Annotated in this window: 17 protein-coding genes; 11 read left to right on the forward strand and 6 right to left on the reverse strand. The window is 59.1% G+C overall.

From position 1 onward, the window contains the following. Positions 1 to 307: 307 nt before the first annotated feature. The 4 genes from GIY56_RS17425 (at position 308) to GIY56_RS17440 (ending at position 5,251) form a co-directional block, all read left to right on the forward strand. Positions 308 to 1,234 carry an NAD-dependent epimerase/dehydratase family protein gene (locus GIY56_RS17425; protein ID WP_328288591.1) on the forward strand — a complete coding sequence of 309 codons (927 nt, stop codon included), beginning with the start codon at positions 308 to 310 and terminating at the stop codon, positions 1,232 to 1,234. A gap of 105 nt (positions 1,235 to 1,339) precedes the next feature. Beyond that, positions 1,340 to 3,232, forward strand: coding sequence for a glycosyltransferase family 4 protein (locus tag GIY56_RS17430; RefSeq protein ID WP_154766124.1), 1,893 nt, complete (start codon positions 1,340 to 1,342; stop codon positions 3,230 to 3,232). Between the two features lie 3 nt (positions 3,233 to 3,235). Beyond that, a complete protein-coding gene (locus GIY56_RS17435) occupies positions 3,236 to 4,000 on the forward strand; it encodes a glycosyltransferase family 2 protein (RefSeq protein ID WP_154766125.1) in 765 nt (254 codons plus the stop codon). A gap of 57 nt (positions 4,001 to 4,057) precedes the next feature. Next, a complete protein-coding gene (locus tag GIY56_RS17440) occupies positions 4,058 to 5,251 on the forward strand; it encodes a hypothetical protein (RefSeq protein WP_154766126.1) in 1,194 nt (397 codons plus the stop codon). Here the strand turns inward: GIY56_RS17440 and GIY56_RS17445 are convergent. Both GIY56_RS17445 and GIY56_RS17455 read right to left on the reverse strand, forming a co-directional pair. Then, a complete protein-coding gene (locus tag GIY56_RS17445) occupies positions 5,146 to 6,171 on the reverse strand; it encodes a hypothetical protein (RefSeq protein ID WP_154766127.1) in 1,026 nt (341 codons plus the stop codon). The two genes, GIY56_RS17440 and GIY56_RS17445, sit on opposite strands and share 106 nt — an antisense overlap. A 326-nt stretch (positions 6,172 to 6,497) precedes the next feature. Next, on the reverse strand, positions 6,498 to 7,430 hold the full coding sequence (locus GIY56_RS17455; RefSeq protein ID WP_154766129.1) for an NAD-dependent epimerase/dehydratase family protein: 933 nt from the start codon (positions 7,428 to 7,430) through the stop codon (positions 6,498 to 6,500). Positions 7,431 to 7,573: 143 nt separating this feature from the next. On the opposite strand from GIY56_RS17455, the gene GIY56_RS17460 reads away from it, so the two are divergent. Beyond that, the gene (locus GIY56_RS17460) at positions 7,574 to 8,197 is read left to right on the forward strand and encodes a sulfotransferase family 2 domain-containing protein (RefSeq protein ID WP_154766130.1); all 624 of its coding nucleotides are present in this window, start codon (positions 7,574 to 7,576) and stop codon (positions 8,195 to 8,197) included. Between the two features lie 97 nt (positions 8,198 to 8,294). Here the strand turns inward: GIY56_RS17460 and GIY56_RS17465 are convergent, their stop codons facing one another. Beyond that, complete coding sequence (locus tag GIY56_RS17465) at positions 8,295 to 8,942, reverse strand: calcium-binding protein (protein WP_154766131.1); 648 nt, start codon at positions 8,940 to 8,942, stop codon at positions 8,295 to 8,297. A gap of 276 nt (positions 8,943 to 9,218) precedes the next feature. Then, on the reverse strand, positions 9,219 to 10,253 hold the full coding sequence (gene mobQ, locus GIY56_RS17470) for a MobQ family relaxase (RefSeq protein WP_154766132.1): 1,035 nt from the start codon (positions 10,251 to 10,253) through the stop codon (positions 9,219 to 9,221). Positions 10,254 to 10,410: 157 nt separating this feature from the next. On the opposite strand from mobQ, the gene GIY56_RS17475 reads away from it, so the two are divergent. The 3 genes from GIY56_RS17475 to GIY56_RS17485 all read left to right on the forward strand — a co-directional run bounded on the left by GIY56_RS17475 (position 10,411) and on the right by GIY56_RS17485 (position 11,537). Then, positions 10,411 to 10,677 carry a hypothetical protein gene (locus GIY56_RS17475; protein ID WP_154766133.1) on the forward strand — a complete coding sequence of 89 codons (267 nt, stop codon included), beginning with the start codon at positions 10,411 to 10,413 and terminating at the stop codon, positions 10,675 to 10,677. Next, positions 10,674 to 11,231: a hypothetical protein gene (locus tag GIY56_RS17480; protein WP_154766134.1), complete on the forward strand. Its 558-nt coding sequence runs from the start codon at positions 10,674 to 10,676 to the stop codon at positions 11,229 to 11,231. Before GIY56_RS17475 ends, GIY56_RS17480 begins: the two co-directional genes overlap by 4 nt. A 129-nt stretch (positions 11,232 to 11,360) precedes the next feature. After that, entirely contained in the window at positions 11,361 to 11,537 is a 177-nt protein-coding gene (locus GIY56_RS17485; RefSeq protein WP_154766135.1) for a hypothetical protein, read from the forward strand. A gap of 108 nt (positions 11,538 to 11,645) precedes the next feature. Here the strand turns inward: GIY56_RS17485 and GIY56_RS17490 are convergent, their stop codons facing one another. Next, on the reverse strand, positions 11,646 to 11,969 hold the full coding sequence (locus GIY56_RS17490) for a type II toxin-antitoxin system RelE/ParE family toxin (protein WP_154766136.1): 324 nt from the start codon (positions 11,967 to 11,969) through the stop codon (positions 11,646 to 11,648). Continuing rightward, complete coding sequence (locus tag GIY56_RS17495; RefSeq protein WP_154766137.1) at positions 11,966 to 12,220, reverse strand: antitoxin; 255 nt, start codon at positions 12,218 to 12,220, stop codon at positions 11,966 to 11,968. The genes GIY56_RS17490 and GIY56_RS17495 overlap by 4 nt, the downstream gene beginning before the upstream one ends. 360 nt (positions 12,221 to 12,580) lie before the next feature. Here GIY56_RS17495 and GIY56_RS17500 point away from each other — a divergent pair, with 360 nt between their 5' ends. The 3 genes from GIY56_RS17500 (at position 12,581) to GIY56_RS18975 (ending at position 14,523) form a co-directional block, all read left to right on the forward strand. After that, positions 12,581 to 13,591 carry a replication initiator protein A gene (locus GIY56_RS17500; protein ID WP_154766138.1) on the forward strand — a complete coding sequence of 337 codons (1,011 nt, stop codon included), beginning with the start codon at positions 12,581 to 12,583 and terminating at the stop codon, positions 13,589 to 13,591. 73 nt (positions 13,592 to 13,664) lie between these two features. Beyond that, positions 13,665 to 14,057, forward strand: coding sequence for a DNA-binding protein (locus tag GIY56_RS17505; RefSeq protein ID WP_154766139.1), 393 nt, complete (start codon positions 13,665 to 13,667; stop codon positions 14,055 to 14,057). Positions 14,058 to 14,250: 193 nt separating this feature from the next. Next, positions 14,251 to 14,523 carry a GNAT family N-acetyltransferase gene (locus GIY56_RS18975; protein WP_196053687.1) on the forward strand — a complete coding sequence of 91 codons (273 nt, stop codon included), beginning with the start codon at positions 14,251 to 14,253 and terminating at the stop codon, positions 14,521 to 14,523. Positions 14,524 to 14,622 lie beyond the last annotated feature (99 nt).

Here is a 14,622-nt window from a genome sequence, read left to right on the forward strand (position 1 = left end):
AAAAAAGATGGCACAGAGGAGGCAGGGTTCGGCAGGAAGTTGGTCAATGGAAGGCGTGGGCGGTGAGACGTCAAGCCTCGCCGCGTAGGGCAGAGCCGTAGCGCTTACGACATTATCAACCGCTGACTTTCACCGTCAGGCAGGCACACCGGATGGATACGGGTCTGATGCTGTCCGAGGAGTTCAATACAACCTTGTGGATTGTGTGCGCGTGATTGCCGCACGTTTCTGTAGCATTGCCGCTGGACCAATATGGTGGCCTGTGGCAAGTGACCGTCAAAACCCGTTACCTAAAAAAGTTGGATTAGTGAAACGGACACTTATTACTGGAGGGGCTGGCTTCATTGGAAGCCATCTAGCCGACCGACTGTTGGCCGAGGGAGAACAGGTGGTCGTCCTAGATGATCTTTCGACCGGGTTCAGACATAATCTCGATCCCCGTGCAGAATTGATTGTGGCCGACATCGGCGACGAAGCGGCGCTGGCCTCCGCAATCGGCGGCTGTGACACTGTCGTGCATCTGGCGGCGATGGTCTCTGTGCAAGACTGTATCTACGACTGGAAAGGCGGAAGCCGTGTTAATCTGGCCGGAACTGTATCGGTAATGCAGGTCGCAAATGCCGCCGGAAACCTACCGGTGATCTACGCTTCGTCCGCAGCAATCTATGGTGATCGCGGCGGGCGGATCTGCGCCGAAACCGATCTTCCGGCTCCAATTTCACCCTATGGTGCCGACAAACTTGGGGCTGAGCATCATGCGCGCGCCATGAATGCAATCCACGGTTTGTCTTCGGTCGGCTTGCGGTTCTTCAACGTATATGGACCACGGCAGAATGCCAATTCGCCCTATGCCGGGGTGATTTCCAGGTTCTGCGAAAATCGCAAGAAAAACCGGGACCATGTGATTTTCGGCGACGGAACGCAGGCGCGGGATTTCATCTATGTCGGCGATATCGTCGATGGCATCATCGCGGCACGGCGATATGCGGCCGCGCACAGCGGCGCCAGCGTCTTCAATCTCTGCACGGGGCGAGCGACTGATCTGACATTGCTAGCTGAACAGATCGACGCTGTGGCCGGCCGGGGACAGACGCCAATCAAGCATGCTGCGGCGCGCAGCGGTGACATCCGCCTGTCGCTCGGTTCAGTCGAGCTTGCCTATCAGGCGCTGGGCTTTTCGGCGCAGGTCCCCCTCGAGCAAGGCTTGTCTCGTTTATGGCTCTCATTGGAATGACATATCGGCGGCACATTTCCCCGCCACGCCTGACCTGCAGCCGTCAGGTCAGCACACGGCCCTCACGTCTTGACCGAAGAGACGTGAATTACCAACGGAGTTGTGATGATGGGAATTCTGAAACGCCGATCGAAGGCACCTGCGGCCGAAACAAATCCTCCTGCGCCGCCGCCGGTCCCCGCACCTTCTGAGTCGTTGGCCGAAAAAGCGGACATCCCGCAGGACAAGCCAGCGCTAGAGAGTTTCTTCAACCGGGACTATTACCTTCGGCAGAATGTCGATGTGGCCAATGCAGAAGTCGATCCGCTCGAGCATTACCTAGCGTTTGGGGAACGCGAGGGACGCAGGCCGTCGCCCGATTTCGATCCGGCCTTCTATGCCAATCGCTATGCTGACACACTCAAGGGGCTGGGGCCACTGGAGCATTTTGCCCTGCATGGGCAGAAAGCCGGCCATGTGACCAGCGACGAGGGTTTCGATTACGATTGGTACAAGCGGGTGTATCTGTCGCATGCAGCCACCGATGCCGACTGCCGGAAGCATTATCAGGCCGAGAACCAGCATGGTTTGCTTCAGAAACATGGCAACGAGAGATTGATCGCTCTACGGGAGCGCTTCATTCCGGACGAGTATCTCGAACTCTATCCTGACATCGTCGGCCTAGATCCCTGGGTTCACTTCGTCAGCGCGGGGTATCGAGAGGGGCGGCATCTGTCCCGCTGGTATCGCAACGGCTTCGGTCACATCAAGCGCCAGGCGCTTGAAATCCGCAAACAAGGCTGGGCTTTGCGCGGCATCGACATTGCCCTGGACCGAGGCGATCTGTCCGCGCTCGACAAGCTTGCATCTAGCGGGTGTCAGGTCCTGTCGGCCTTTGAAGACGCGCTGATGCAGTTGCTCAAGGATGTTGCCTCCGAGATTTCATCTCTGGTGGTCGTTGGCGCACTGGGGATAGGCGGAGCCGAGCGTTATGCGGCGAATATCTTCCGTTCACTGGCCGCAATCCATGGCATCGAAAACGTTGTGATCCTGGCCACCGAGGGAGAAATCGGCCAGGGGGCACAATGGTTGCCGGCCGGAGCCAAGGTGTTTGCGATCTCCGACTATCTTCCCGGTGCCGACCGGCCGACGCGGGCGCGGTTTGTTCGCCGCTTCATTTCGGTCATCCAGCCCCGCACGACCTATTGCGTCAATTCACGAGCACTATGGGATGCCGCGCTTCATCCAAAGAACGCAGCTCTGCAAAACTACTCGCAGTTTTTCGCCAGCCTGTTCTGCTATGACTACGACCCGAAGGGGAACAGAGTTGGCTATGCCGCCACTGAATTCTGGCAGTGCTTCGATTTCTTCGATACCTATCTGATCGACAACGAACCCTTCGTACAGGAACTGATCAGGCAATTCTCGATCCCGACCCTGCAGCGGGCGAAACTGCGCGTCGTACGCAGCCCGGTCGCTGTCGGCAAGACGCCGAAACGGACCGTGGACCGACCGATGCGGGTTCTCTGGTGCGGGCGTCTGGCTCGGCAGAAACTGCCGTTCGTCGTCAGCCGGATTGCCGCGCTGTGCCCTAATGTTTACATCGACATGTATGCGGCAGCGGGTGATACCGCCGCGAGCACCTTGAACCTTCCCTCCAACGTGTCGATCATGCCGCCCTATGATCCGAAAAAGGGCGCACCGTTCGATGAATATGGCGCTTTCCTGTACACGTCGCTATGGGACGGAATTCCGACGGTGATGCTGGATGCGGCGTCATCTGGTATTCCGATCATCGGTTCGGTTGTAGGTGGCATTGGCGAGGTTCTGACAGATCAGACGGGCTGGCCAGTCAACGACCCCAATGATCCTCAGCAATATGTCAACGGATTGCTCGAGGCGCTGTTCGATCCGGCCGAGGCCGAGCGGAGGGCACAGGAAATGCTGCGCCGGCTTGAGGACCATCATTCTTGGAACGCGTTCGACGCGAATGTCCGGCAGATCGAACACGGAGCGTGAGCCATGAAAAAGACAGATGTGACGGCGGTCATTAATGCTCACCGCGAAGGTCTGATGGTAGCGAGCACGCTTAAAAGCGTCGCAAAGGCGGTGCAGGTCGCCAATGAGCATGGCATTTCGGTCGAGGTCATGGCCATCGCCGATCGTCCCGATGACGTGACGCTGAAGGTGCTGGAATCCTTCGACCAGCTATCCCTCGAAATCCGCGTCGCCGATAACGGCGATCTGGCAGAGTCCCGAAACGAAGCGGTCGGCTATGCCAATGGCGATTTCGTCGCCTTTGTGGATGGCGACGATCTTTGGGGTCCCGAGTGGATTGCCCGGGCGGTGAACGCGGCGCGGAAGGAAACGCGCGAATGCGTCTGGCATCCCGAGGTTAACCTGTATTTCTCAGATACAACGCAATGGCTTTTCCATCATCCCGATATGGATGCAGAAGATTTCGATCTCTGGCGGCAGTTGGTCACAAATTGCTGGACGGCACTGTCCTTTGCCCGGCGCAGCGTATATCTGAGCCATCCTTACGTGCGCAACGAAATCTCGAAGGGCACCGGCTACGAGGATTGGTCGTGGAACTGCACGACCATTGCCAAGGGAATTATCCACAAGACCGTGCCCGATACCTGCCATTTCATACGGAAAAAGTCCTTTTCGATGGTGCAGGAAACCAACACGAACGAGGCGCTGGTGTCGCGGCATGACCTTTACAGCTATCTCTCAGCGCAGGGCGTGAAGAAGGCCGAACCGGTCGCTGCACTCACGAGCTAACCTGGCAGCACACCCGGAACAGCGTTGGCGGCCAATCCACACGGGAGTTTGAATCGGGTGCGCGACGTGGTCGTGGTTGGAGGCTCGAACAGCCTCATGGGCAAGGGATGGTCAGGAAAGTTCCTTGACCTGTACGGTGACGGGATAAGCTTCAGGAATTTTTCTATCGGCGCCGCGACTTCGCTGATGGGGATTTACCGCATGAAGCGGGGCGACATTCCGGAAGGCGCCACGGTGCTATGGGAATATGCCCTGAACGAGTCGAACCACCTCAGGGCCGGGCAATCCTGCGAGAGCCTGCTTCATCACCTTGACTGGTTCATGGAAACTGCCCGGCGAAGGAATATCCGCGTTCTTCCCTTGCAGTTCTGGAACCGGCCGGAACTGGCCAGCGAAGCGCCAAACGATTATCGCCTGGCGTTGCACGATCGGCTGGCGGCGTATGGACTGCGTCAAATCGACGCCCGCAAACTGTCGGGGCGCTTCGCGGCTGAGGCGGGTGTGGATGTCGCGGCGCTTTATCTCGACGATATGCACTATGGCGTGGATACGGGTTTCCTGGACGGGCTGGTGCGGTTGATTGCCGACCGACTTGACGATGCCGCCGTACCGCAGGCCGTGCCCCGGCTGAGGGATGCGGAACTTGACCTTTGCCGGCCGGATGGACCCAGCGGACGGTTCGAAACCAGCGTGTTCCAAGCGGACACTTATCCGCTCAACGGCGAGGGGCTATCCATTGCCGCGCAAGGAAACCTGCTTGCCTCCTTCGTCATCGCAGGGGACGAAGGAGGCGCGGTAACTGTTTCGGCAGATGGGGAAAGGATTGGCACCTATTCCTTGCAGGCAGCGGGGTTGAAGCCGCAAGTCCGCATCTTCAAGCATCTTGTCCACTGGAAATCGGCCGGGGATCTCCGGCCGGTTCGCAGCAGCCTTTCGCTTTCGGCCGTCAGACTAGCGGCGCGGCCCATCGTCCAGAACATGTACAAGTGGAACGAGGCAAGCGCCCAGGCGGCGCGAAGCGACGAATACGTGTGCGCTCTGATCGAGCGCGACATCAATTCTGCAACCTGCCCGAACCGCCCTAGCTTGCGTTGGCAGGATCCCTGGCCGCCTGCTAACGCGTATGGCCCTGCCCTACGCGTGCCTCAGGATTTGGCGGGTTGGTTGCGCGCGAAGCGCCACAGCGCCTCGGCGAAGTCGGCAATCTCGTTCTCGGTCAGCGGCTGGTCCAGGTCGCCGACTTCGGGATAGGATGAGAAATCATCGTCAAACAAGGTCGGGCGGTCGACTTGGGGCAGGAACCTGTCCCTTGCCAGCCGGTTCAAGGCGTCGAACTGTGCCTGAAACTTCACCGCCTCGTCCCGGCTGGGCCGTGCGGCCGGTCCTGGCAGCACCTTGTTAATTGCAAAGAATATCGGGCCACGGGCCGGGTTGATCTTGCCGTCCTTGATCAGAGGCAGTCGTTCGTTCATCAGCTTGAGGAACCGCGCCTGGCGGCGTGAGACCGAGGTGTTCTGATTGCTGAGCTGTGGCGGCGTGATGCCCAGTCCGGCAGTCGCATAGAAGTCCTTGACGACGTCCCCATCCCGTAATTCGGTGCGATGATAGATGCGGGGGACGATTGCCTGGGCGCCGAAGACTGCAGCATAGCGTTCCAGCAGTGCATTGAGGTCGTAATAGGGCGGCGGAGCATGATAGATGGGCAGCATCTCGCCCGTGCCGCCACCCTTGAGCCGGGTCGAATGCAAGCTGACGGCCATTCGGTCCTGTCGGCGCAGATAGACGATCACCTTCACGTCGTCGAAGTCGCGGCCAAGGAAATCCGCCAGCCGCTCGACGTCCTCGACATTTGGCAGACGACTTTGCAAATGCTCGTTCGAGATCAGAAGCGTATGCGGTTTGGCTGTGTCGATGTCAGCCGCCAGTGCATCGCGCACAGCGTCCAGATAGCCTGGCAAGTCCTGGCCGGTTCGCGCCAGTTCCTGGATCTGAATGGTGTCGTCGGGGCGGAGGCCCATGCCGGCAACCGCGATCTCCATATGGTTTTCGGTATCCAGAAGCTTGGGATAGAGAATGCCATTCCGGCTGAGTTCGTCACGGCTTCGCGCAAGCGCGTGCTGGATCGAGGTAGTCCCTGTCTTTTCCGTTCCGATATGCAGGATCAGCTTCAAAACAGCGCCTTTGTTTCTTGCGACATGGACATTGGGCAAGGTCCACGTCGTGCAACTAATATCTCTGTCTTCGCAAACAGACCCATAACCCGAAGGCTTAGCGCAGACAGTTCCGAACCGCCAGTTTTCCTGGCCGACTGCGCATATCCAGCTGGTCCCCTTGCACAAGGAAGCGTGTCGTTCACGACTTGGCGGATCTTGCGAAACAGGTGCCGCCCAAGGATGCGCTTCTCAAGATCGGCATAGCTGAACAGCGGCCTTCCAAGCCAGCTATCCGGCAAGCAGGCAAACGCTTTTCAAAAGTTCTGCCCTGCCCGTTCGCCCGTTCAGGCAATGTCATCAATCGCCCGATGTTGGTTGATCCAGTCCCAGCTTTGGCGCATCCCATCGATCAACTCGGTCCTGGGTGCCCAGCCGACGGCCTTGATGCGGCTAATGTCTAGGACGATGCGCGGAACGTCGAAACTGCGGCCGGGACGATAGACTGGCTTGATGGTTCGCTTCGTCAATACGCGGATGGCTTCGACAATCTCGTTCACCGATGACCCTTTGCCTGAGCCGACGTTGAAGCATCCCTGGATCGGCATCTGCACTGCAATAGCGCAAAGCTCTGCCAAATCCTGGACATAGATGAAGTCGCGAACGATGCTGCCGTCACCCCATATCTCGATCTGTTCGCCATGAGCGATCTTCCACAGAAAGTTACCGATGATCCCCTGCACACCGTTATAACCCTGCCGCGGACCATAAGGATTGGCCGCACGGAGCACCACATAGTCCAGCCCATGCAGTTGCCGCTCCATGTGCAGGTAGTGCTCGACGGCAACCTTGACGATGCCATAGGAACTGATCGGAGCAAGCGGATGGGTTTCTTCCACGATCTCCGTCTCCGGAATGCCGTAGACGGTCCCGCCCGAGGACAGGAACACCATTTTTCTGACCCCGGCCTGCCGCATTTCCTTCAGCAAGCGAACGGTCGCAATCAGGTTTCCCTGGATGTCTGCAACTGGATCGAGATTCGAGGTTGAGGGAACCGTCGTGCTGGCCGTATGCACAACTGCATCAACCCCCTGCAGCGCTTGCCGCAAGACAGCCTCTGACCCAAAACTGCCGGTGACATAGTCAACCTCAGACAATGGTGCACGAAACACCTCGTTCTTCATGTCAAGAACGCGGACGCGACAGCCACGGGCGAGCAGGCTGTCCACAATGTGTGACCCAATGAAGCCACAGCCGCCGATGACAAGGACACGGTTCATGAAATCTCTCTCAGGAATGGGGCCGTAAGGCGAAACGTTCTACATAGAAAATTGGCGCACTGTGCTTAGTACAGGTGCGCAACTGGTGAGTTTGGTTGTTCACTTAGCTCTGTTGCAAAAATAAAACTAGTAGGAGGTAGAACTTGCCCTTCATCCAACATAACGGCAAGCGCATTCTCTTTATCCATATCCCGAAGGCGGGGGGCACCTCTGTCGAGAGCTGGATGAAGGGCATCGCTCCCCTGAAACTGTTTTCCATGGGCATTCCTCATGCCAGCCGCTGCACACCACAGCATTATCGCATGCAGGACATTCAGGCGCTGCTCGGTGAAGGCTTCTTCGACTACGCCTTCACCATTGTGCGTAACCCTTATGACCGTATCGCAAGCGAATACCGGATGCAGGCGCAACTGGCCAAGAATGGTTTCTGGAAAGGATTGCCAGCATTTTCACCTTGGATTGAGGAGAACTTGGATCGGCAGAAACGCGAAAAGTTCCATCTCGGCAATCACCTGCGCCCGCAATGGGAGTTCCTTGGCAAGGATGTCGAAATCTTCAAGTTCGAAGACGGTCTGGCCGCACCGTTGGCGGCAGTTGCAGATCATCTAAACATAGCGCCGCCCATGGAACCCCCACATGAGTTGCGCTCTGATCCTCTACCGATCACATGGGAGCCAACCGACCGCATCCGTGTGCACGATCATTATATCCGGGATTTCGAAACCTTTGGATACTCCTTTCAATTATCGACGATATTTGCGCATTAGGGTCAGAACCCATTGATCTTCAACTTGCGGGGTGATTCAGCTTCCGCAAGGAGACTGATCGATGAGTCCTAACTCTAGGCGCTCTCTCAAAGAATCCCTACATCAGGAGCCAGTCATCCATTGCGACCGTCTGGTCAGTGAACTTCAGGTTTTCGATGTTGGCGAAGCGGTCGATGCCGTCGCCGCGGATGCCGCCGATGTGGCTGATCTGATAAAGGCCATCCACAATGTCGATCTGGTATTCGGACCGCGCGCCCAGCAGCACGATCGTATCGCTGCCTTCACCACCGTCGAATAGGTCCTGCCCGTAGCTGCCGGAGAGCAGGTCGTTCCCGTTGCCGCCATTCAGGCTGTCCGAACCCAATCCTCCGTAGATGCGGTCATTGCCCTCGTTGCCGTAAAGATTGTCATTCCCGGCCCCTCCGTACAGCAGATCGTTGGTCAGGTGGCTGCCCGAAGCGTAAATGTAATCGTCCTGAGACGAGCCCGTCAGGATGCGAGCCAGCGACGACACGGAATAACTGTAGATGCTGACCCCCGCGCCCGTCACCGCACTCGCGTTGATATTATGGGTAGCCAGGGCCGTTCCCTGTATCGGCACCAGTACCCCGACTGTGCCATTGTCTTCCACCTCAGCCGAGTCGTAATCCCGCGTGATGTTGACCCTCGAGTACGAGGATTGGGCGGCCTCGCCGCTCACCTTCAGCGTATTGCCCGTCACCACGGCTGAGAGATTGGTCGGCAAGATCTGTTCCTTTCAGTTCGGCTATGCCCTCGGCGATAACATGCATAAGGCCATCGCCAAGCTCTTGAACAGCTAATTTTTCTGCAGTTTCACGGCTATCGCCTTACGCCCCTTCAACGAACTTAGAATTTGTCTCGGCTTGGCTGGCTAGGCTTCAACCAGCCTCGAAACCTATATCCGGGTAAAGGTGCCGCACAGGTCTGCGCACTGTACGCCTGCTTCGTGCTAAGGATGGGCTACATACTGTGATCGATGCCCCTGTCCCGGTGTCTGGCTTCACGCTCCCGTTCGCGGACCCGTTCCTGCTCCCTGACGCGCTCGGCTTCCTGCACCCGCTGCCGTTCCTCGGCCAGGCGCTCCTGCTGCAAGCTGGCGGCACGCTCGGCCGGGAAGCTCCCGCTGCTCCCGGCGCCGCCCGCCGCCGGCATGGGCCAGTTCGTGCCCCAGTGCCAGGCGCTCCACGGTCCGCCCCAGCCACTCCCGCACTTGGCTCGACAGCCGCTCCGCAACCCGTGCCACCTCGACGGCCTGCGCCTTGACCTCCCGCCACAGCTGCACCGCCGCCACCTCGATGCCGCGCTCCTTCAGCTGCCAGGCCCCAAGGGACAGCTGCGGCAAGGGTGTCCGGTCCAGTTCCACCGCGCGCACTCGCTCCCGTAGCGCTAATACCTCATCGCCCCGCTCCCGCGCCTGCACAGAGCGCTCCAGGGCTTCCTCGCGCTGCGCCTCCAGCGTCCGGTGGTCGATCCGCACCTCATGGCCGCATCGCTCAAGGGCGCGGTTGCTGTCCCGCGCCCATGCCTCACGCCACCCTTCCAGCATCTCGACCGCGTTCCAGTCGCGGTTCTTGGTGGTGAACCCCTCGGGGCCGATTTCGCGGGTGGTCAGCAGGATATGCGCATGGTGGTTGCGCTCGTCGCCCTCACGGCCTGGTGCGTGGAGAGCGATGTCCGCGACCATGCCGCGGTCCACGAAGGACCGCCGGCAGAAGTCGCGGACAAGTTCGATGCGCTGCGCCTGGTCCAGCTCGGCCGGCAGCGCCACCCGGATCTCGCGGGCGACCTGGCTGTTCTTGCGCGTCTCGGCCAGTTCGACCGCGTTCCACAGCGCGGCGCGATCCTGGACCCACTCGGGCGATCGCTCGGGGGCAAGGATCTCGACATGCTCGACACCGCTGCGCGCCCGGTAGTCGAAGGAAAGCCCGGTGCGCTGATCATGGATACGGTCGGCACTGCGATAGGCTGCCGCCGCCGTGGCGCTGCGTCCGGCCGAGCGGGAAATCATCGTGGCCCGCAGGTGATAGATCGCCATGTCCGTGTCGCGCTCAAGCCAAGGGTTCAAAGGGGAGTGCAGCATCCCCTTTGCCCACACAAACCTGAAAGGTTTGTATAAGTGGGCACTTCGTGTCTTGCACCGTAGCAGCTAGGAGGCCAGAATTGCAACCATTAGGAGACCGAAGGATTGCAGAATGGCGCGAACCATTGATCAGCAGATTGCCGAGGCGCAGGCCCGGCTGAACCGTCTTAGAACCAGGGCGAAGGCTAGCGAGACCCGCCGCAAGATCATCGTCGGGGCGGTGGTCACAACAGAGGCTTTGAAGGATCCCAAGATCGCTCGCTGGATGGCCGCCACCCTGCGCAAGAACGTCACTCGCGAGATCGATCAAAAGGAACTGATGGGATTGTTGGCCGAGCTCGATGCCAAGGCCCAAAGCGCCGGGGCGGGTGAGCCATGAGCGTCAAGGATCCCTTCCGGGCACTGGTTGATGAAATCACCCTGGTCCGCCGCCAGATCGACCAGCTGCAACGTACCAGCCTGGACCGGAAGGAAGCCGAGCAGCTCAATGCCATAGTGGCCCAGGGCCTCGACCGCATGGCCAAGATCGGCCCCCGCCTGGAGCAGGCCATCGACGCCCGCCTCCAGCTGGCCACCGCCGAAACCCGTCTCGCCGCCATCGAGGCCGCGGAACGCGCCGCACGGGTCGCCATCGAGACAACCCGGACCGAAACCCTCAAGGCCGCCCAAGGCCTCTCCCAGGCCGCCGGAAAGGCCCGCAGGCAGGCCTGGCTCTACTTCGGCGGGTTCTGGGTCTGGCTGCTCTCCGTGGGCGCCCTGGGTGCTGTCCTGGCCCTGCTGGCCGCCTTCTGGATCACCGGAAGGGGCGATGCCCGCGAATTCGGGAAATATCCGGGCATCTTCTGCGAGGCGGCCGGTGGACAGGTCGCCACCAGTGACGATGGCGGCCGCTTCTGCGGGATCTGGATCGAACGGCCAGCTGAAGGAGGGTGAGCCAGTTCCGCAAGGCCAGGCCTGTCCGCCACAAGACGAGGCCAGACCGACTGCCGGAGCCATCGGCCGGGAGCGGAACTCCGTTGCCTCAGCCTCTGTTCGATAGCAAAGCACGGAAGGATCCTGCCCGTGCAAAGCACATCACCCCCCATCGATTTGCCCGATGATGTTCGCCGGGGCCTGGACATCGCCGCCGGGGAAGCGGGAAAAACCCCCTCCGAGATTGTCCTCGAAGCCTTGGAACGGTTCGGGATCGAGCGCCTGACCGAAGACCAGCTCCAAAAGCGCATGACAGGCTCGCAGTAGACCACGACATCTTCCTCGGCCGTGAGGGGATCGGCAGAATCGTGGCAGGCAAAGGCTTTCCAGCCATCGCTAGGGCGAAACATGGAATGGGCTGCCGCTGCGGGGTTTTCAGGCCTCAGGCCCGTTCAGGCGATCCGCCAGCCGTGTCATCAGGTCCATGCGCTCGTGCAAGATCGCGACGATCAGGACCGGGGCATCCTCTTGGGGCAGGCAAAACACGTAGTGATGTTCACACCGAGCCATGCGCAGCATGGGGTAGAGTTCGCTCATGTCCCTGAAATGCAGAGGATTACCGGCAAGACGGATGATGCCCTTTTCCAGAGTCTCGGCATACTGCCGGGCTTGGGCCGCGCCCCATGTCTTGCGCGTGTATCGAATGACGCCGCGCAGGTCGTGGGCGGCATCGTCCGTCAGAATGTAATTTTTGGTCAATCCCGGCCATCCTCAGCCAGTTCCTCAGCAAGAAGATCGCCGATGCCCTTTGAGGTGATCTTCCCGGCCAGTCCATTGTGAACCCGGGTTTTCAACAGGCTTTGCAATTCCTGCCATGCCTGCTCAGCAGTCCCGTCGCCAGGAAACAGCCGTTCGAGGGTGTATTGCTTGATCGTCTTGCCCTGCAAGGCAGCCATCGCCTTCAGGCTCTGGTGCTGTTGCTCGGTCATGTCGATGGTCAGGCGGCTCATGAAGGCTCTCCGAGTTTACCACAAACCCACATTAGCACATGGCAACTTTCTGGACCAACCTTTCTTCTAAGCAAACCCCAACTGCGCTGCGTTCTGCACTTATCCACAGGGTTGGTTCCCAAGTCCCTAGTGTTATTAGTGTTACCTACGGAGTAAGTTACGGGACCAGCAAGATATTGTAGTAATTTAGAAAAAGTGCCCTCCCGGTTCCGAAAGGGTCAAACTTTGGTTCCGAAAGGGTCAAACTTTGGTTCCGAAAGGGTCAAACTTTGGTTCCGAAAGGGTCAAGCACCCTTCCCACCAAATCCGGTTCCTGATAGGTCAAATTATCTAATTCCTGATAGGTCAAACCCTTATCTCATGAGCCTGCTTCCAGACCGTCACCCGAACCTTGATTTTTTCGTGCTCGACATTGCGGATGCGGTGCCAAAGGATGACATGGCTTCAATGGAACATCCGTTGTTTTCATTGGCGACAAAGCCAGACATGCGGCACCTCGAATACCGCAACGGCGACAACGTGCTGAAAATCCGGCCCTCCGGCCTCGGCCTGCCGACGATCTTCGACAAGGACATTCTGATCTTCACCATTAGCCAGTTGATGGCTCGGAAAAACCGGGGTGAGCCGATTGGCGACATAGTGCGTTTCTCAGCCCGTGAACTGTCGATTGCGACGAACCGCCCTATCGGTGGGAACCATTATAAGCGCCTTGAGGACGCCTTTGCCCGGCTGCAAGGAGCGCAGTTCGTGACGAACATCAAATTTGGAGGGAAGATCGAAACCCGGATTTTCTCCCTGATTGACGAAGGCGGCTTTGTCCGCACCGATGATGAACGATTCCGCCTCGACTACTGCGAAGTGAAGCTGTCGCGCTGGCTGATGCGGGGGATAGAAACCGACCAAGTGGTGACGATCTCCCAAGATTACTTCCGCTTGCGCAGGCCGCTGGAGCGCCGCCTGTATGAGATTGCCCGGAAGCACTGCGGCAGTTCCTCAAAGTGGCAGATCGGGCTGACAAACCTCCAGAACAAAACCGGCAGCAACGCCCCGATCAAACGCTTTCGCCACAACCTGCGCGAAATCATCCGGGCAGACGTGACCCCCTTCTATCGGTTCGAAATAGACGAGGACGATCTTGTCACCGTGCGTCCCCGCCTGGTACCGGTCGCCTTCGCTCCATCTATCACGATACCGGAATGGGCCGAGGAACAAGCCCGGGAACATGCTACACAGTTGGGTCGGGATTACTACGCTCTGAGGGCGAACTGGTTGACGTTCGCACAGGAGGAAACCGCAAAGGGTAACTTTCCGAGGAACCCAGGGGCGGCCTTTGTGGCCTACTGCAAGAGGCAAGGAAGCCTGCGGACCTAGCGCCCAGACAAGAATCTGGACGTGAACAGGTAAACAGTCCACCATTGCGGAAAACTGAACGATAGGAAACCCAATGGCATACACCCTTGGAGAAGCCGCGAAGGCAACAGGAAAATCCAAGGCAACCATCTCAAAAGCTATAAAAACCGGACGTATATCTGCCTTGAAGGATGATACAGGAGCCTTCCAGATCGACCCTTCGGAGTTACACAGGGTATACACTCTAACTGTTTCCAATGAACAAGAGGAAACCCCAAGAGAGCCTCAAGTAAACCCTACAAATGACGGACTTGTCAGGGAGTTGCAGGCGCGTCTTGAGGCGACGTATGAACGGTTGACCGACAAGGAAGCGGTGATCTCAGATCTACGGGAGGATCGAGACAAGTGGCGCCAACAGGCAACTGCTCTGCTGGCAGACCAGCGACCGAAACCGGGGTTCTGGGCACGGTTGATAGGCAGAGGGTAGTGTCGACACCAACAAGGATCGTTCCATTGTCCCAGCCTATTCCCGTCCGCGCCACGGGCGCCGCCGACATCCCCGCTCTCCAGGCCGTCATTCGCAGCTGCGGCCTGTTTTCCCCAGAGGAAGCGGAAGGCTTTGCGCAAACCCTGTACGGCCACTTCGAGATCGAGGCGGGCGGCTCCGGCGAGGGGAGGCTTTGGCTCTTGGCAGAGGAGGGCGCAGGCGCGGCTACCTCGCCCCAGAACCCGGCCCAGGCGCATGGAACCTCCTGTTCCTGGGCGTGCGGCCCGAGGCGCGGCGACGGGGCGTGGCGCGGGCGCTCGTGGCCGAGGTCGAGAGGCGGCTGCGCCCGCCTGCCGAACCCGTCTGCAAGCCCCCTGACCCCCACAACCCTGGCGCGATCCCACCCCCTTCCCTGTCCTGTGTCATAAAACCTGTTTTACAACACAGTACAGCGCCCGGCGGTTGAAAAAAGATGGCACAGAGGAGGCAGGGTTCGGCAGGAAGTTGGTCAATGGAAGGCGTGGGCGGTGAGACGTCAAGCCTCGCCGCGTAGGGCAGAGCCGTA

The sequence above is a fragment of the Paracoccus lichenicola genome, assembly GCF_009708075.1.
In the GTDB taxonomy this organism is placed as follows: domain Bacteria; phylum Pseudomonadota; class Alphaproteobacteria; order Rhodobacterales; family Rhodobacteraceae; genus Paracoccus; species Paracoccus lichenicola.

Coding starts and splice junctions, on each gene's coding strand:
- GIY56_RS17430 (WP_154766124.1), top strand. CDS start 1,340: ATGATGGGAATTCTGAAACGCCGATCGAAGGCACCTGCGGCCGAAACA.
- GIY56_RS17435 (WP_154766125.1), top strand. CDS start 3,236: ATGAAAAAGACAGATGTGACGGCGGTCATTAATGCTCACCGCGAAGGT.
- GIY56_RS17455 (WP_154766129.1), bottom strand. CDS start 7,430: ATGAACCGTGTCCTTGTCATCGGCGGCTGTGGCTTCATTGGGTCACAC.
- mobQ (WP_154766132.1), bottom strand. CDS start 10,253: ATGGCGATCTATCACCTGCGGGCCACGATGATTTCCCGCTCGGCCGGA.
- GIY56_RS17475 (WP_154766133.1), top strand. CDS start 10,411: ATGGCGCGAACCATTGATCAGCAGATTGCCGAGGCGCAGGCCCGGCTG.
- GIY56_RS17480 (WP_154766134.1), top strand. CDS start 10,674: ATGAGCGTCAAGGATCCCTTCCGGGCACTGGTTGATGAAATCACCCTG.
- GIY56_RS17495 (WP_154766137.1), bottom strand. CDS start 12,220: ATGAGCCGCCTGACCATCGACATGACCGAGCAACAGCACCAGAGCCTG.
- GIY56_RS17500 (WP_154766138.1), top strand. CDS start 12,581: ATGAGCCTGCTTCCAGACCGTCACCCGAACCTTGATTTTTTCGTGCTC.
- GIY56_RS17505 (WP_154766139.1), top strand. CDS start 13,665: ATGGCATACACCCTTGGAGAAGCCGCGAAGGCAACAGGAAAATCCAAG.